This window comes from Cytobacillus firmus, assembly GCF_023612095.1.
Classification (GTDB): Bacteria; Bacillota; Bacilli; order Bacillales; family Cytobacillaceae; genus Cytobacillus.
Genome location: NZ_CP086235.1, coordinates 3,599,677 through 3,617,135, shown reverse-complemented (window position 1 = coordinate 3,617,135; position 17,459 = coordinate 3,599,677). Strand labels below are relative to the sequence as shown.

Here is a 17,459-nt window from a genome sequence, read left to right as displayed (position 1 = left end):
TATACTTCTTATATTTCAAGGAAAAGGGAGTACAGTTCTGTAGCTCCCTTTTCTACATAGAAATATTATAAATTATGAAACTTTGAATCTCGATAACTGTCTAGCTCCAGCGCCTACCCCCTCGAGGTCACAAGCTTGTCTAGTTGCGGCTCCTAGGGACTCGGGGTCATAAGCCGTTTCCTTTCAGAAGGAAAAACACCTTCTTACAGGAACCGTCTTATGCCTGTCGTCCCTGGACAGTCGCCTCCACATTTCGGGCAATCCCCCTAAAAAGGCAAAAAACGCCTTTCCAGGAGGCTCGTCTTGTGCTTGTCGGGGGTGACCAAGGCGCTTGCGCTTTTCTTAACAACCTTCAAGAGAGGTGAGATGGCAATGCTGTCCTACACACTTAAACGTCTGTTATCCCTAGTACCCGTTCTGCTGGGGCTTTCCCTGATCGTCTTTTTTATGATCCGGGCAATACCGGGTAATCCGGCACAGATTATCCTGGGACAACTGGCAACAAAAGAAGCAGTAGAGGAATTAACGAAGCAGCTGGGGCTGGATCAGCCTTGGTACCTTCAATATTTTACATATCTGGGCGGTCTTATTACGGGGGATCTTGGAGAATCACTCCGGACTAAAACGGAAATAAGCCAGGAAATTTGGCCGTATCTGGCTGCAACAATTGAACTTACATTCGTTGCCATGTTAATTGCTGTTTTTATCGGTGTGAATGCCGGTATCATCAGTGCCTGGTATCAGAATTCATGGTTTGATTATGTGGCAATGGTGCTGGCGCTTATTGGCGTTTCCATGCCAATCTTCTGGCTCGGCTTGATGGAGCAGTGGGCATTTGCCATTAAACTGGACTGGCTGCCTACATCGGGTAGGGAAGAAGTAAGAAATCCGATTGAAGCCATTACGAACATTTATATGATTGATACTCTCCTGCAGGGAAGGATGGATCAATTCTGGGATGTCATCAGACACCTGATTCTGCCGGCATTTGCCCTGGCAACCATCCCAATGGCAATCATTGCGAGAATTACCCGTTCTACGATGCTTGAGGTAATGAGATCCGATTTTGTCAGAACAGCGAGGGCCAAAGGCTTGAGAATGTTCTGGGTCGTTTATAAGCACTCATTAAAGAATGCCATCATTCCAGTTCTTACGATTATCGGTCTTCAAATGGGATTATTGCTGGGAGGCGCCATTTTAACGGAAACGATTTTCAGCTGGCCTGGAATCGGACGATATATTTATGAGGCTATCAACTATCGGGACTATCCTGTTATCCAGTCAGGCATACTTATCATTGCATTTATCTTTGTCATGATCAATCTGGTGGTGGACTTGCTGTATGCAGCAATTGACCCGCGGATTAAATATAATTAAGGAGGGGGAACAGACTTGGAACTTTCAACACAAAAAGATCTTCAGCCGCCTATTATGCCTGCTGAAGAAAAAGCGGTTTCCCCCTGGGTGGAAGCATGGAGGAGCTTTAGAAAAAATAAACTGGCTTTAATCGGCACCATTATTGTATTATTTTTCGTTCTTCTTGCTGTATTTGCACCGCTTATTGCGCCGCAGGGAATTAATGAACAGATGCTCTCAAAAAGGCTTCAGGCTCCATCCAGTGAGCATTGGTTTGGAACAGATGACTTTGGCCGGGATATCTTTTCAAGGGTGGTTTACGGGGCAAGGATCTCATTATGGGTAGGTTTTCTGGCCGTAATCGGATCTATTGTAGTTGGATGCCTTTTAGGTGTTGTAGCAGGATATTATGGCAAATGGGTTGATACCATCATCTCCCGCATTTTTGATATCATGCTTGCTTTCCCAAGCATACTGCTGGCTATTGCGATTGTGGCTGTACTTGGTCCATCATTAAGAAATGCCCTGATTGCCATTGCGGTTATCAATATTCCCAACTTTGGCAGACTGATCCGTTCAAGGGTGCTGAGTGTCAAACAGGAGGAATATATTATGGCTGCAAAAGCGATTGGGATGAGCAACAGCCGTATTCTTTTCAGGCATGTACTGCCAAACAGTATGGCGCCAATCATTGTACAGGGAACACTTGCGATTGCAACAGCGATTATTGAGTGTGCTGCCCTTGGATTCCTTGGCCTTGGTGCAGAAGCTCCAAATCCTGAATGGGGGAAAATGCTCTCTGATGCGAAGGCCTATTTGATACAGGCTCCATGGACGATGATCTTCCCGGGACTTGCAATCATGCTTACAGTTCTCGGATTTAATTTAATGGGTGATGGATTAAGGGATGCACTTGATCCGCGTATGAAGAATTAACAAAAAAGCAGCTGACATCAGCTGCTTTTTCCTATGAATTAAGTTGAAAATATACCACAGTCTACACGTCATTCTCCGGTATGGAAACCTCATTTTCTTCCTTATGATATGACTGAAAGCTGGATATAAGTTTATCCAGGTGCTCCACATGTTCATCGTAATCAACAATAGCTGATACAATTTGCATGATATGCGGGAGAATGGATTCTTCATCATGTTCATGTTCTTTTTGCTGAGCCAGAAAAAGGTTCACCAGTTCCTTTCTGCTCAGGCTGAAGTCGCCTTCCTCAAACACTACATTCGGACGAACTTTCCCGATAAACTTTAGCATAACGTGTTCATGATAATGGATAAGAATATCAAGCTGCTGCTGCACAGCATGCTGGAATTCTTCAGGCATTTGCTGCAGATCATTTTCAAAGCGATGAAGCTTTTTTAATGTTTCCAGCGAGCGTTTTACAGTGGAAATCATTTGGCGGTAAATGACGAGTTTCCTGGATTTAACTAGATCATTCCGTTTAAAATAATTTCTTTCCTCTTTATACATTAAGTAAAGCTGTTCTAGCTTAACATTGCTGTCTTTCATCTTATCAATATCGTTTTTCAGCAGTCTGTGTTCAGATGCATGGCGTATGGTAAGCCGGATCCATTTGGTAATTTCCTCTGTGTTATTCGATATTTTAAAATAAAGCTTGTTTTCGTACTTAGGCGGCAGAAATACAAGATTAACGATAAAAGCTGATAGTACCCCGAGCATAACGGTTGAGAATCGAATAAGAGCAAATTGCAGAAAGGTATCGCCCGGTGTCTCCATAATGACAATCAGGGTTACAAGTGACAGGCCAATTGTGTTTTCAATTTTAAGCTTAAGATTAATCGTGATAACAATAATTGCTGCCAGGCCTATGATAAAGACATGATTGCCGAATAAAAGCACAAAAATCACGGCAATTAATGCGCCGATTGCGTTCCCCTGGATCTGTTCCACAATAGAAAGATAAGATCTGTAAATGGTCGGCTGAACGGCAAAAATAGCGGCAATTCCTGCAAAGATAGGTGCAGGAAGCTGAAAGAGTTCTGATAATAATAGAGCTAGAATGATTGCGATTCCCGTCTTAAGTATGCGGGCGCCAAGTTTCATACAATGTATGTCCTTTCTTTCATAAAAATTGTTTTCATTGAAAAGCGATTTAACCGTAAAAGCAGTAATTATACATACTTTAAACGATTTTGCTCCTTGTTAAACAATATTGTACTATACAGGGATATGGAAAGAAGTTCAAGGGGCATTTTTATGATATTAAGATTATAAATAAGTAAAAAAGTTAAGCGTGCCTTAAAGAAGACAAAAAGCCCCATCCGCAGAAACGGGTGGGGCTTGAATGTGCAGATAATCACTCTGTGGAAACAGAGGGGTCTGCCTGCTCTTTGACCGGAATAACTTGAACAAAGTGGTCTTCCGGATGATTAAGAAGGGAAGAAAGCTGGGAAACTTCTTCTGTCTGTCCCTGATCATTCAGCATGGCAATGTATTGGCCAAGCAGTTCTTTTACATCTTCCTTTCCTTTATCGGAAAGAGAAGTGACTGAAACTTTAGCTCCCTTGGCAATTCTGCGCTGGATGGCCTCTTTTGTTAAGCCCATTTCCGGCTGGTGTCTTAAGTAAACAACACCGCCTGTCATTCCTGCACAGATCCATGGACCGGCATCGCCCAGGACCATGCCTCGGCCATTCGTCATATACTCAAAGGCAAACCCTTTAATATTGGCGTTAGAACCGATATTGCCGTATTCTTTTTCAGGCAGCGGCTTTTGCAGCTGGCCGCCGATAATCATATCCGCTCCGGATAATCTGATTCCGGCACGGGCGTCAGCATTTCCTTGAGCTACAAGCAAGCCTTCCTGTGCTCCATAGCCAAATCCTTTGCCAACAGAGCCATTATAGAACTTGCCATTCTTGCCTTTAGCTTTAAAGATTTTAATTTGTCCGCCGAACGAAGTTTTTCCGATGCCATCCTGTGCGCCTCCGGCAACTTCGATGTTGATGCCGAAGCTGTTGTAAGCTCCAAGGCCATTGCCCGGGATGGAACCGCCTTTGTATTTCAAATCAACTTGCGGAAGAGTTTTGTAAGAACCGTCGAGTCTGTTTCTTACACGGTGGCAGGAAACCCGGCTTCCCAATACGCGCTGCTCGGAAGTAACGCTTTGGAATTCACGTGACTGATCCAGTTCTTCTACACTTGCATCGAGATACTCTGCTCCAACAGCTACCTGCAGCTGGGCTTCCTGCAGGGCTTCAGGTGCTTCCTGTGCAGAGAATTGGCCGATGTCAAGTGTTTTCAGCAGGTGAGTCAGGTCAAGCTGATCCTGCCCCTTAATCTGTACAAGCAGATCAGAACGTCCTACTGCATCCTGCAGATTTTTTATGCCGACAGAAGCTGCCAATGCTTTCAGTTCTTCGCCAAAAGCAGTAAACAGATTCATGATTCCTTTAACAGCTAGGTCGAATTGGCGCGGAACAAATCTTCTTAAACCATGTTCCTTTGCCTGTGCCTCTGAATCTATTTGTGTTGCAATCCCAACATGGCAAGTATCAAGATGGCAGCCGCGGCATGTCGTACAGCCGATGGCAAGCATGGATAGTGTGCCAAAGCCTACACGGTTAGCGCCAAGCAGCATAACCTTCAATACGTCTGCTGCACTCTTGATGCCACCGTCAGCCCAAAGCTCCACATTATCGCGGATGCCTGCTTCGAGAAGGGCGTTGTGAGCTGCCTTTACACCAATCTCAACTGGAAGGCCTACATGCTGCAGGGCGTGAATTCTCGCTGCCCCTGTACCTCCGTCAAAACCGCTAAGTGTGATTATATCAGCACCAGCTTTTGCAATCCCGACTGCAATGGTTCCGATATTCGGTACAACCGGCACCTTAACAGCTACCTTTGCTTTGTCATTGGCTGTCTTAAGCTCGTGTATCATCTGTGCCAAGTCTTCAATCGAATAGATATCATGGTTGTTGGAAGGTGAAATCAAATCCGATCCAATAGTAGCATTACGTGCCTCGGCAATTTTTGCCGTAACCTTGGATCCCGGGAGGTGACCGCCTTCACCAGGCTTAGCGCCCTGCCCAATTTTTATTTCCAGAAGGTTGGAAGAATTAAGGAGCTCGGCATTCACGCCGAAGCGTCCGGATGCTACCTGCTGTCCGCGGGTTCTCGGATATTTTCCAAGCATATCCTTGATTTCTCCGCCTTCTCCATTCAGGCTGACCATGTTCAGACGGTCAGCGCCTTCTGCATAGGCTCTAAAGGCCGTTTCATTCTGAGAGCCAAAGGACATGGAGGAGATAACAAATGGCAGGTCATGCTCGCCCACATGCAGGCTGATATCTTCCGGCTTTAGATGAGAAGCAGTTTCCTTAAATCCGGTTAAATGACGGATTGTTGTTGGATTCTGGTCTTCCTGTTCTGTGATTTTTTCCTTATATGCATTGTAGTCACCAGTTGAGGCAACTTCGCCGATTGCTTTCCAGATACGCGGGAAAAGGCTGAACGTTTTTCCGATCCGCTCCTTTTCATTCTGGTAATCTTCCGCTCTTGTAAAAGCGTCTTCCTTTAAAACACTGAAGCTGAATGAAAGTTCCTTTGATCCGAAGAAGTTGACAATATTCAGATATCCGGCTAATTCTTCATGAAGACCGATGGCAGAGAACAACCGGCCATAGCCTCTTAATTCATGAATCCCGATAGTGGAAATGACTTTTTCAAGTCCTTTATTCAGAGCTGAATATAAATTCTTCAGCGGTGTATCAGATTCGCCAAGAACCGTCATAAACATATAGTAAGGGCTTATAATATCAGCGCCTAAACCGAATGCGGTTATGATGTCATGAAGCGATCTGATTGAAGCTGACCGGAGCAGCAGGGAACATTCACGTCGCAATGCCTCCTTGACAAGAGCCTGATCAATCGCAGAGACGGCCAGGTGCGGATCAATCCAGTAAGAGTCCTCCTGGTGAGCATTGGCATCATCCAGTACAAGCAGGGTTTTGCCATTTTTGACCGCATCAACCGCTTCTGCTGCTAAACGGTCTAAAGCTTCTTTTACCGTTTCATCTTTAGTAAATGTGGAAGATAAATAAGATATCAGCTTTTGTTCCTGATAGAAGCCGGTTACCTGGTCATAGCTCGGCTGATTGAGTTCTTCGGAACATTCAAAGCCTGCTTTGCCTTCTATTAAAATAGGAGTCTGCAATTCAATAACGGCCCCTTGCTCCTGTTTTTCAAATAACGAAGGACGCTGGCCGATAATCGTACGGGTTGAGAAATGCTCCGTTTCCCGGTCACGGTCAATGGCAGGGTTTGTAACGACAGCAACACTTTCCTTAATAAAATCAGCGATGTTTTTCCGCTGAGGATTCAGTGCTGCTAAAGGTGAATCGTGTCCAAGAGAACGGATTGGCTCCGCGCCTTTTTCAGCCATTTGCTCAACAAGCTGGACATGGTCTCTCTCCCAGCCGAATGCTTTATACTGCCCGTTATGAATCTTATCCGGGTAATTTACAGTAATGGTTTTTTCCAATTTTGGAGACTGCAGGCGAACCCTGAAATTTTCAGCGTTCACTCTTATTGAAAATCGGTTAAAAACTTCAGCCTGATAATGGCTGTGCTCGTAAACAGCCAGTGTATCACCGTCCCATTTCAGCCCAACCTTTTCACCTGGTGACAGCGGCTTAGGCTCATTAACATATTCGGAGGACGGGATGATTCCTGGTTCTGATGAGAACAGGTAGGAGCTTTCAGTTTCCAGCATCCACAGCGGGCGAAGGCCCAATGCATCGACACTGAACACTGCCTCATCGGCAAATCTGGAAATAATTCCTGCAGGTCCCTGGGCAAAATGTCCCCATGCTTCCCGGATATAGGCGTACATATCCTGAAGATGCTCAGGATATGACTTGATTTCATTCACGATAGGGGGGAACATGACGTCCATTGCTTCAAAAAGAGTATAGCCGTCACGGCAAATAAACGTTTCAAGCGTTCTGCTCAGATCCTGTGAGTCACTGCCGTCTTTAACCAGCGGAACGCCGACCATTTTGGCTTCATCCCTAAGCTTGGCAATGGTGTTGATTTCCCCGTTGTGTCCCAGCACGCTAAAAGGCTGCACACGGAAAAAGCTTGATAATGTGTTAGTTGAATAGCGATTATGCCCAAGCGTCATGGTTGAAGCAACAAGGGGGCTTGACAGGTCGTGATAATATTTCGGAAGAATATCGCCGGCTCCCATAACTTTGTACACAGCATGATGCTGGCTAAGAGAGGCGACATGGACATGTTCGTCTTCTTCGAAACTAACTATTAATTCAAACAGTTTTTTTGAGAGCTCTGCACCATTCGATTCTGCTAAACAGGCAAACTGCCAGAATACTGGATTTTCCTGTATGGCAATCGGCCCTAAAGCTGAAGATTCAGTTACTTCGTCAGATGCATAAATAACCGTCAGATTAGCGTCAGCGAGTTTTTGCAGCAGGATCGTTTTCAGTAATTCAGTATCCTGCTTCCTGGACATAAATACATGTCCAACCACAAATCCATCTTTGTCTGCTGCGCCAGAATCGGCTCCCGCTTCCTTTAACTTTTCTTTCCACAGCTCTCTCGGGATATCAATATGGATCCCTACACCGTCCCCTTCTCCATTAATAAAACCGGCACGGTGATTCATCGTAACAAGCGCGTTGATGCAGCTGAAAATATTCTCGCGGGTTGGGACTTTCTTTTTCTCCATGGCAGAAACGATGCCGCAAGCATCATGCTCCTGGCGGTGAAACTCTTTAAAAAGTGAAGGACTCCATTGCTGTAATGTCATAAAATTCGGCTAAAAATAAGGCTGTGCCTTAAAGCCGTTCACCTCCTGAAAAATAGTAATCTATAAGTTTTTTTGTTTACGGGTTTTAAATGAGGGTATTGCAAAGTTATCTTTGGTTTGAAAGGTAAATGCATGGAGCATTTATTGAATGAATAGTTGGATAATTCGGGATATGCTTCAGGACATAATGTTCTTTATGCCAGCGAAATCCGCTCTTACACAAAAGATTTCTCCCATCATATCATATGAATTTTCAGAAATCAATTATTTATACAAAAAGTTGGATATGGTTTGGGAGTGGGAAAAGGCTTTTGTATAAATGAACCTCAGTATTGTAAACGTTTTCATTGCTGGGAATAAAGAAAACGGAAGCATTTCTGCTCCCGTCGGTGTATAAATTAGTGAATATTTATTCGTCTTTTAATTGCTGAAATGCGTTTTGCACCGCATGAATGGTGGCTTGAATATCATCCTCTGTATGCGTGATTGTCATAAACCAGGCTTCATATTTCGAAGGAGCCAGGTTTATTCCCTGATTGAGCATCAGCTTGAAGAACTTTGCAAACATTTCTCCATCTGTATTTTCCGCCTGCTCATAATTCACTACTTTTTCTTCCGTAAAGTAGATGGTCAGGGCACCTTTTAATCGATTAATAGTAATTGGGATATTATGTTCTTCAGCTGCCTCGCTAATCCCTTTTTCAAGCATTTCTCCCAGTCTGTCCAGATATTCATAGACACCAGGCTGTTTTAAAACTTCGAGACAGGCAATTCCTGAAAGAATCGACGCCGGATTTCCAGCCATTGTACCAGCTTGGTAAGCTGGACCTAAAGGAGCTACTGTTTCCATAATTTCTTTCTTTCCGCCATAAGCACCGATTGGAAGGCCTCCTCCAATGATTTTCCCCATGGCTGTCAAGTCTGGTTTTACACCAAGCAGGTCCTGAGCACCGCCATACATAAAACGGAAAGCTGTGATGACTTCATCATAAATGACAAGCGCGCCGGCTGCATGTGTTAATTCGTTAACCTGCTCCAGGAACCCCGGTTTTGGTTCAACAATTCCGAAGTTGCCGACAATCGGTTCCACCAGTACAGCAGCTATCTGGTCGCCCCATTTTTCCAGCGCTTCCTTATATGGTTCGATTTCATTGAAAGGAACCGTGATCACTTCCTGGGCAATGCTCTTTGGAACTCCGGCAGAGTCAGGCGTTCCAAGTGTTGAAGGACCTGAACCTGCAGCAACCAGGACAAGATCGGAATGGCCGTGATAGCAGCCGGCAAACTTAATGATTTTGTCCCTTCCCGTATAGGCTCTTGCCACACGGATCGTTGTCATAACGGCTTCAGTACCTGAATTCACAAAACGGACTTTGTCCAAATTAGGCATTGCTTCTTTAAGCATCTCGGCGAATTTCACTTCATGTGGTGTCGGAGTTCCATATAATACTCCGCGCTCAGCAGCTGTTTTTATGGCTTCTGTAATATGCGGATGGGCATGTCCGGTAATGATGGGACCGTATGCAGCCAGGTAATCTATATATTGATTGCCGTCCACATCCCAGAAATAAGCGCCCTGTGCCCGTTCCATTGCGACCGGCGAGCCTCCGCCAACTGCTTTATAGGAGCGGGAAGGGCTGTTTACCCCGCCGACAATATGTTCTAAAGCTTGTTTATGCAGCCGTTCAGAATTAGTAAATTGCATGTTAATCCTCCTGATAAAATTCATTTATATGTACGTCATTATTTTAACATGTTTGGAAGAGGCTTCGTCCATTCCTAAGGGAAGGCGGATTATTCTGTATTTTAAAAATAGGTTTTGAAGCAATCTAGTTGTGAAGAAGGCGCTGTTTGTCTAAACTATTTCATTAGGGCATTAATTGGCAGGAGGAGTAAAAATGAATGATGCAATAACAGTCCGGAACTTAAAAAAGGAATTTAAATCTTATTCCAGCCGCTCCGGATTAAAGGGTGCTTTCCGTGATTTGCTTACAAGGAACTATAAGATTGTGCCAGCGGTAAACAACATCAGCTTTAATGTAAAGCAGGGCGAGATGGTTGGCTATATAGGTGAAAATGGAGCCGGGAAGTCAACGACCATAAAAATGCTGACAGGGATCCTGACCCCGACAAGCGGCGAAGTGATCGTGAATGGAATGAACCCTCATAAAGACCGTGAAAAATTCGTCAGCACGATTGGAGTTGTCTTCGGCCAGAGATCTCAGCTTTGGTGGGATATTGCTGTTCAGGAATCCTTCAGGCTGCTCAAGAAGGTATACAAAGTTTCTGATGAGCAATACGACAGCCATATGTCACATGTGATCAAAACCCTGGATATTGAGCCTTTGCTCGACAAGCCGGTCCGAAAGCTTTCACTCGGACAGAGAATGAGGTGTGAACTGGCAGCGGCACTCATCCACAATCCGCCGCTCTTGTTTCTGGATGAGCCGACTATCGGGCTTGATGTGCTTGTTAAATTGAAGATCCGAGAGTTTTTAAAAGAAATTAATGAAAAATATAATACAACCATTCTGCTGACTACTCATGATTTGTCGGATATTGAGGCGCTGTGCGAACGCGTAGTGATGCTCGACGAGGGGAAAATCATTTATGATGGAGCCTTAAAAAGCCTGAAGGAAAAATGGGGGAAGGGAAGGAAATAGAATTCCAGTTCCTTGAAGACGTGACCCTGAACGACTTAAACCGAATAACGGCCTCATCGGAAGTGAAATGGGAAAAAGATGAGAAAAAAGCGATCTTTACAGCCTTTGCAGAGGATAATGATGAACTGATTTCCCTGCTGATTGCCAAGGTGGTTGCGGATTTGAAAGTGAAAGACATCAATATTAAAGAAACTTCAACAGAGGAAATCATAAGAAATATTTATGACCGGGGGATGTCTTAATGAAAGAATTTACTTTTACCCGGGGTGTTCCTGTGGATAAATATATCGAAATGATTCGGATCCGTTTTTTGATGATGCTTGCCTACAGAACCAATTATTATACAGGTATTCTGATTTACAGCATTAATATTGGCGCTTACTATTTCTTGTGGAGTGCCATTTATGGAGAAAAAGATGCGATTGAGGGCATGTCTGTGATCCAGATGTCGACATATGTGGCTGTAGCCTGGATGGCCAGAGCGTTTTACTTTAATAATATAGACCGGGAAATGGCTGCTGAAATTAAAGAAGGAAAAGTAGCGGTGGAGCTGATCCGCCCATATAATTATCTGGGTATGAAAACGATGCAGGGACTGGGGGAAGGAATATTCCGTCTCTTCTTTTTCTCCGTTCCGGGCATGGTTATCGTCTCGTTCATTTTTCCGCTGCAATTTTCTGCGGATTGGACGACCTGGATTTTCTTTGCGGTATCGATTATATTAAGTTTTTTTATTAATACGCAAATTAATTTGCTGACAGGCATTACCACTTTCTTCTTATTTAATAACACAGGGCTTATCCGGGCAAAAAGAGTTGTGATTGATCTCTTTTCCGGTCTTCTGATTCCTATCAGCTTTTTTCCGTTATGGGCACAGGATGTACTGAAATATTTGCCCTTTCAGGGTATCAGCTATGTACCGAGCATGATTTTTACAAATAGTTTTTCGAATAATGAAGCCATCCAGGCGATTATTATGCAGGGGATCTGGGTTCTTATTCTGATCATCCCCATTCAGGTTCTGTGGATCATAGCGAAAAAACAGCTCATTATTCAAGGAGGGTGACACATGTTTTATATAGCGATTTTCTTTCAATATGTCGCCCAATATATGAAAACAAGAATGCAGTACCGTGCAGATTTATTTGTAGAGATTTTTTCAGATCTTCTTTTTCAGGCAGTCAATTTAATTTTTATCCTGGTCGTCTTTGGTCATACTAATCTGCTTGGCGGCTGGACGAGGGATGAAATCATCTTTATTTACGGTTTTTTCCTTGTGCCATATGCGCTGTTTTCGTCGTTCTTTAATATTTGGGATTTTAATGAGAGATATATAGTAAAAGGTGAACTCGACAGGATATTAACCAGGCCGATCCATAGTTTGTTTCAAATCGTATTGGAACGGATGGAGCTTGAATCCCTTTTCGGAGCCTTAACAGGCATTGCTGTTATGATCTACGCCGGAAACAACCTTGGTTTAGGTGTTTCCTGGACCGACCCGTTCTTGTTTTTCTTATTTGTGATAGGCGGAATGCTTGTGTATGGAGGCATCTTTGTCCTGATTGCCTGTATCAGCTTTTGGGCAGATGCCAGAACATCCATCATGCCGATGATGTATAACATCGGTAATTATGGAAGGTATCCGGTTGATATTTACAATAATGTTATACGCTTTGTCCTCACCTGGGTTCTTCCGTTTGCCTTTGTCGGTGTATATCCGGCTTCCTACTTCCTGGGGAAAGACGAATGGTTTTTGTACTCCTTTTTAACACCTGTAATCGGAATCGTATTTTTCAGCATCTCGATTGTGACCTGGAATTCAGGCGTTAAGCGATATCGGGGAGCGGGCAATTAGAACTGGGATATAATCCCGGTTTTTTTATTGGGCGAGTGCAGAAAGAGTTTCCGAGACAGGCTGTCATATGGGAAAGGCTATGAGCGTATAAATGAATTGGAAGGCATTTCGAAATGAGGTGCAGTATGGCTTTTTATTTATCGCTGATTTTAATCGTGCTGTGCATGATCATGAGTCTGCAGACTCTTTTTCATCCGCCAAGATTAAGGGAAGATGGGTGTCTGTGGATAATTTCCTTTACCTCATAAGTTTATATGCAACGATTCTGATTGGGTTTGGGCTGATATATATTTGGCTTGATTTACATGGGCTGGTGGTTTTGATGGACGGCACTGAATATATGGAAACCGGTTTCCTCGAGAGGCTGGAGACGGGTTTTTATTTTAGTGCGGTTACTCTTTTTCTGTTGGGTATGGAGATGTCAGTCCTGTTGGAATAGGCAGGCTTATTGCCGTACTGGAAGCGTTAATCGGATATGTCATCCCGGCCGCATTCGTAGCCAGGGTAGTATTTGATGCAGGTGACCGTGCTTTATAATGATATCAGTTGTTTTTGACGGAAAAGTTGGATAGGCTTAGAGTAAGAAACCTATTCAACAGGAGGAATGAAAATGGCAATTGAAATCGGTAAACCGGCTCCGGATTTTGAGCTTGAGGCAAGCAATGGTGAAAGAGTAAAATTAGCAGATTACCGCGGGAAAAATGTTGTTCTGTATTTTTACCCGAAAGACATGACACCTGGCTGCACAACTCAGGCATGTGATTTCAGGGACCAGCATCAGAATTTTGCAGAAGTGAACGCGGTCGTTTTAGGAGTAAGCCCTGATCCGCTCAGCCGGCATGAGAAATTCATTGAAAAGCACGGACTGCCTTTCCTGCTGCTTGCAGATGAAGACCATAATGCAGCAGAGACGTACGGTGTGTGGAGATTGAAAAAGAACTTCGGGAAAGAATATATGGGAATTGAGCGCTCAACCTTTATTATTGACCAGGAAGGCAAGCTCGTGAAGGAATGGCGCAAGGTAAAGGTCAAGGATCATGTCGAGGAGGCACTGGAGTTTATTAAGGAAAATTTGACCCAGTCTTAAATGGGTAGCCTATTTTTTAACGGAACAAGGCTTTTGTCCATTCCGAAGAACAAGTTTTGCATATCATTTTATTAGGGCATACCTCCTCAGATACTTTTTCGAAACGGACCTGAACAGGTTCGTTTTTTTTTTATAAAGATAAGAAAGTATATAATTTTTGAACGTCGATAACTGTCTAGCTCCAGCGCCTACCCCCTCGAGGTCACAAGCTTGGCTTGTTTCGGCTTCTAGGGACTCGAGACATAAGCCAATCCCTTCCAGAAGGAAAGAACACCTTCTTGCAGGGCTCGTCTTATGCTTGTCGTCCCTGTGCAGTCGCCTCCACATTTCGGGCAATCCTCCCAAAAAGGCAAAGAACGCCTTTCCGGGAGGCTCGTCTTGTGCTTGTCGGGGGTGGGCAAGGCGCTTGCGCTTTTCTTTTTACCATTCGGCGATGGGTGGTATGATGAATAAAACTGTGTTGGAGTGGAGTTTATGAAAATTGTGTCTTCCATCTTGCCTCCCGAAGAGCTGAGCCAGGAAGTAATTCAGAATTTCCCTGAGGGAGATTTCCTGTTTTTCGACGGAATAGAATCTGCAGGGGAATCCTTCTATAATGCTGAAATATTTATTACATATGGAGAAGATCTGACAGAAGAATATATTAATAAAACAACAAAACTAAAGTGGATCATGGTAATGTCAGCGGGAATGGATGAAATGCCTTTGAAAGCCTGCAAGGAGAAAGGCATCTTAATTACAAATGCAAGAGGAATCCATAAAATCCCCATGGCTGAATTTGCGCTTGGAACTATGTTAGGGCATGTTAAACAAAGAGCACTGCTGGCTGAAAATGAAAAGGCAGAAGTTTGGAATCGTAATCTGCCAATGGAAGAACTGAATGGAAAAACCTTATTAATTATCGGTGTTGGGGCAATAGGGGAGAGATTGCAAGACTCGCCAAATGCTTTGGAATGAAAGTGGCTGGAGTGAATAGGAGCGGACGGGAAAATGTGTGGACAGATCGTATTTTTCCACTCAGCAGGCTCACCGGGATCCTTCCAGAAGCAGATTTTATCATTTCTGTTCTTCCCAGCACGCCTGAAACTAAATATCTGTTAAAGGATAAGCATTTCGCTGCTATGAAGAATTCTGTTGTGTTTATGAATATAGGAAGAGGGGATCTTGTTGAGGAAAAGGTGCTTCTGTCTGCACTTGAAAAACACCAGATTTCACATGCGTATCTGGATGTTTTTGAAAATGAACCTCTGCCTGAAGGACATCCTTTCTGGAGTAGGCAGAATGTAACGGTCACACCTCACCTGTCAAGCCGAACAAAAAACTATTTACCGAGATCTTTTGAAATTTTTAAGCATAACCTTCATACATATATAAAAAATAACAAAGATTATATGAATGTGATCGATGTTGAAAGAGGGTATTAAGATGATGAAAAGAGCTGATTCCCTCTATTAAGGTGTTTGTAATATTGACAAATGTGGTAAAAAATTAGTACACTATTTATAAAGATTATAAAGTAAGAATATTTGTTGGAAAAGAGGTGCATGGCGGTGGCGCATATGGATTTAAAAGAGGCGCTGGATACTTTAAAAGACACTGGAGTACGTATCACTCCGCAGCGTCATGCGATACTTGAATATTTAATAAACTCCATGTCACACCCGACTGCTGACGATATATACAAAGCATTAGAGGGGAAATTCCCAAATATGAGTGTGGCAACAGTTTACAATAATTTACGAGTATTCCGTGAGGTTGGCCTGGTAAAGGAACTGACATATGGTGACGCATCTAGCCGCTTCGATTTTGTTACCACTCATCATTATCATGTCATTTGTGAAAGCTGCGGCAAGATTGTAGACTTCCACTATCCTGGCCTGGATGAAGTAGAGCACCTTGCTTCGCATGTTACAGGTTTTAAAATCAGCCATCATAGAATGGAGATTTACGGAACATGTCCGGATTGTGCAAGTAAAGAAGCTCACTAATAAAATTTTAAAGCTGCCGGCGCTATGCTGTCAGCTTTTTATTTTTAATCAATAAAAAACCGGCTGTTAGAGAGCCGGTCATTTTAGAGCTTGAATATGGAAGCAAGAGATAAATCAGCTCTGCTTCGTATTTTTTTTGTTGTATTTTTCATCAAATTCAGTGCCCTCAAGATTTGGATCAAGCGTTAAAGGTTCATTGCAGTACATGCACATATCAACGCGGCCAAGCATCTTTGTGTGTTTTCCGCAATTCGGGCAAACCACCTGCACGGTTTTTGTTGAAAGCATGCCAATCCAAAAATAAACACCGGTGCTGGCAAGAATGCAGAGCATTCCGAGAAGCATAAATATTGTCATGAGAAGAGCGGAATTTCTGAAGAATATTCCGAGATACATAACGATAAATCCGATGAAAATTAAACTAAGGGCAAATGTACGAATCTTATTGATTTTATTTGAGTACTTAGCCATACTGCTCCCTCCTAAAAACTAACTATACCACACTCCTTTTGCTTAAATAAATATTAATATAGAATGGTGTCGAAAAATGTCTCACCTTTAGGAAGGATTTCATTTATAATTGTCGAAGATATACGCTATCAATAAAATGGAGGAATTATGATGGAAGATATTCTCCGTCCTATATACCAGGAACGGGCAAGCCAGACAAACACTCTAGGCGTGATTATGACCGAAAAAATGCAAAAGGCTATTCCTGCTACTGATACATTTGATGCTGTACTGCTGATCCTGGTTGAGGAAGCAGAGGAACCTGTATTTGTTAAACATTACACATATAAAGATAAAAAAGCGGCTCTGCATATTGTGACAGATAAGCAGCTTCGCGAATGGATCCTGCTGGGGTCGAACCGCAAAATCTTTGATTGGCTCTATAATGGAAAAGTTTTATTTGATCGAAACGAATATATTCATAACCTGAAGGTGGAATTAAGAGAGTTTCCGTTCTATGGGCGAAAATTAAAAATGGGTCTTGAGTTTGCCAAGCTGATCAGACGATATATGGATGGCAAAGCCTTCTTTGAAAACCGCCATTATTTTGATGCCTATAATCATATTGTTCATTCCCTTCATCATCTGGCCAGGCTTGCTGTTATTGAAAATGGATTCCATCCGGAAGTAACTGTCTGGAATCAGGTAAAGCAAATTGAGCCTGAAATCATGAAGCTGTATGAAGAATTGGTGAATAGCCAGGAGCCGCTTGAAAAAAGGCTGGAGCTGCTGTTCCTTGCAAGTGAATTTTTAATCCATTCGAGAACGAAACAAGGAATCAGTCATCTTGCCGACGTGCTTGCTGAGAAAGAAGAATGGTCCATCCACGATATTATGAACCATGATGAACTTCATCTTTATGCGGTTGACTTAAGCATGCTTCTTGAGTATTTGATTGATAAGCATTTCATAGAAGTAGTAAACATAGAAACAAAAGGTCAGGGAATTTATCACAGGTATTACAAACTCAAAAAAAAATTATTGTAAAAAAACTTTAAAAGCTATTGACCTTTATTTAAATCCTTGTTATATTTATATCCGTCGCTGCGATATGAACGAAAAACATTTTCACAGACGGCGGATAACTTATAAAAAAAGTGTTGACACACAAAATCAACACATGTTATATTAATAAAGTCGCTTCTGAGCGATCAGGTAAAATATAACAAAGAGAAATTGATCTTTGAAAACTGAACG

13 protein-coding genes and 2 pseudogenes are annotated in these 17,459 nt (G+C 43.0%); 11 read left to right on the top strand and 4 right to left on the bottom strand.

Translation table 11 applies throughout. The annotated features are described in order from the left end of the window. Nucleotides 1-372: 372 nt before the first annotated feature. Complete coding sequence (locus LLY41_RS18225) at nucleotides 373-1,377, top strand: ABC transporter permease (protein WP_304588056.1); 1,005 nt, start codon at nucleotides 373-375, stop codon at nucleotides 1,375-1,377. Nucleotides 1,378-1,431: 54 nt separating this feature from the next. Further along, nucleotides 1,432-2,292, top strand: a complete 861-nt coding sequence (nikC, locus tag LLY41_RS18220) for a nickel transporter permease (RefSeq protein WP_095246239.1) — start codon at nucleotides 1,432-1,434, stop codon at nucleotides 2,290-2,292. Between the two features lie 61 nt (nucleotides 2,293-2,353). Here the strand turns inward: nikC and LLY41_RS18215 are convergent, their stop codons facing one another. The 3 genes from LLY41_RS18215 to LLY41_RS18205 form a co-directional block, all read right to left on the bottom strand. Beyond that, nucleotides 2,354-3,433, bottom strand: coding sequence for an FUSC family protein (locus tag LLY41_RS18215; protein WP_304586045.1), 1,080 nt, complete (start codon nucleotides 3,431-3,433; stop codon nucleotides 2,354-2,356). A gap of 253 nt (nucleotides 3,434-3,686) precedes the next feature. Continuing rightward, a complete protein-coding gene (locus tag LLY41_RS18210; RefSeq protein WP_304586044.1) occupies nucleotides 3,687-8,159 on the bottom strand; it encodes a glutamate synthase-related protein in 4,473 nt (1,490 codons plus the stop codon). Nucleotides 8,160-8,568: 409 nt separating this feature from the next. Next, the gene (locus LLY41_RS18205; RefSeq protein WP_304586043.1) at nucleotides 8,569-9,864 is read right to left on the bottom strand and encodes a glutamate-1-semialdehyde 2,1-aminomutase; all 1,296 of its coding nucleotides are present in this window, start codon (nucleotides 9,862-9,864) and stop codon (nucleotides 8,569-8,571) included. A gap of 193 nt (nucleotides 9,865-10,057) precedes the next feature. Here LLY41_RS18205 and LLY41_RS18200 point away from each other — a divergent pair. From LLY41_RS18200 to perR, 8 genes and pseudogenes are all read left to right on the top strand, one after another. Further along, nucleotides 10,058-11,064, top strand: a pseudogene (locus LLY41_RS18200) (ABC transporter ATP-binding protein). A 32-nt stretch (nucleotides 11,065-11,096) separates the two neighbouring features. After that, the gene (locus tag LLY41_RS18195; protein ID WP_095246235.1) at nucleotides 11,097-11,888 is read left to right on the top strand and encodes an ABC transporter permease; all 792 of its coding nucleotides are present in this window, start codon (nucleotides 11,097-11,099) and stop codon (nucleotides 11,886-11,888) included. A gap of 3 nt (nucleotides 11,889-11,891) precedes the next feature. Further along, complete coding sequence (locus tag LLY41_RS18190; RefSeq protein ID WP_304586041.1) at nucleotides 11,892-12,677, top strand: ABC transporter permease; 786 nt, start codon at nucleotides 11,892-11,894, stop codon at nucleotides 12,675-12,677. 91 nt (nucleotides 12,678-12,768) lie between these two features. Further along, on the top strand, nucleotides 12,769-13,116 hold the full coding sequence (locus tag LLY41_RS18185) for a hypothetical protein (RefSeq protein ID WP_370460130.1): 348 nt from the start codon (nucleotides 12,769-12,771) through the stop codon (nucleotides 13,114-13,116). Further along, entirely contained in the window at nucleotides 13,113-13,214 is a 102-nt protein-coding gene (locus tag LLY41_RS22515; protein ID WP_370460354.1) for a hypothetical protein, read from the top strand. The genes LLY41_RS18185 and LLY41_RS22515 overlap by 4 nt, the downstream gene beginning before the upstream one ends. 73 nt (nucleotides 13,215-13,287) lie before the next feature. Then, the gene (gene bcp / locus LLY41_RS18180; RefSeq protein ID WP_304586040.1) at nucleotides 13,288-13,764 is read left to right on the top strand and encodes a thioredoxin-dependent thiol peroxidase; all 477 of its coding nucleotides are present in this window, start codon (nucleotides 13,288-13,290) and stop codon (nucleotides 13,762-13,764) included. A gap of 474 nt (nucleotides 13,765-14,238) precedes the next feature. After that, nucleotides 14,239-15,188 (top strand): annotated as a pseudogene (locus tag LLY41_RS18175) (D-2-hydroxyacid dehydrogenase). A 126-nt stretch (nucleotides 15,189-15,314) separates the two neighbouring features. Further along, on the top strand, nucleotides 15,315-15,752 hold the full coding sequence (perR, locus tag LLY41_RS18170) for a peroxide-responsive transcriptional repressor PerR (protein ID WP_304586039.1): 438 nt from the start codon (nucleotides 15,315-15,317) through the stop codon (nucleotides 15,750-15,752). A 114-nt stretch (nucleotides 15,753-15,866) separates the two neighbouring features. Here the strand turns inward: perR and LLY41_RS18165 are convergent, their stop codons facing one another. Continuing rightward, nucleotides 15,867-16,223, bottom strand: a complete 357-nt coding sequence (locus LLY41_RS18165) for a YgzB family protein (protein ID WP_304586037.1) — start codon at nucleotides 16,221-16,223, stop codon at nucleotides 15,867-15,869. A gap of 150 nt (nucleotides 16,224-16,373) precedes the next feature. On the opposite strand from LLY41_RS18165, the gene LLY41_RS18160 reads away from it, so the two are divergent. Beyond that, a complete protein-coding gene (locus LLY41_RS18160; protein WP_304588055.1) occupies nucleotides 16,374-17,249 on the top strand; it encodes a nucleotidyltransferase-like protein in 876 nt (291 codons plus the stop codon). Nucleotides 17,250-17,459: the final 210 nt, after the last annotated feature.

Bases quoted from the DNA above. Each gene is read 5' to 3' on its own strand.
- bcp (WP_304586040.1), top strand. From the start codon at position 13,288: ATGGCAATTGAAATCGGTAAACCGGCTCCGGATTTTGAGCTTGAGGCA.
- LLY41_RS18210 (WP_304586044.1), bottom strand. From the start codon at position 8,159: ATGACATTACAGCAATGGAGTCCTTCACTTTTTAAAGAGTTTCACCGC.
- nikC (WP_095246239.1), top strand. From the start codon at position 1,432: ATGCCTGCTGAAGAAAAAGCGGTTTCCCCCTGGGTGGAAGCATGGAGG.
- LLY41_RS18215 (WP_304586045.1), bottom strand. From the start codon at position 3,433: ATGAAACTTGGCGCCCGCATACTTAAGACGGGAATCGCAATCATTCTA.
- LLY41_RS18205 (WP_304586043.1), bottom strand. From the start codon at position 9,864: ATGCAATTTACTAATTCTGAACGGCTGCATAAACAAGCTTTAGAACAT.
- LLY41_RS18160 (WP_304588055.1), top strand. From the start codon at position 16,374: ATGGAAGATATTCTCCGTCCTATATACCAGGAACGGGCAAGCCAGACA.
- LLY41_RS18190 (WP_304586041.1), top strand. From the start codon at position 11,892: ATGTTTTATATAGCGATTTTCTTTCAATATGTCGCCCAATATATGAAA.
- LLY41_RS18185 (WP_370460130.1), top strand. From the start codon at position 12,769: ATGAATTGGAAGGCATTTCGAAATGAGGTGCAGTATGGCTTTTTATTT.
- LLY41_RS18225 (WP_304588056.1), top strand. From the start codon at position 373: ATGCTGTCCTACACACTTAAACGTCTGTTATCCCTAGTACCCGTTCTG.
- LLY41_RS18165 (WP_304586037.1), bottom strand. From the start codon at position 16,223: ATGGCTAAGTACTCAAATAAAATCAATAAGATTCGTACATTTGCCCTT.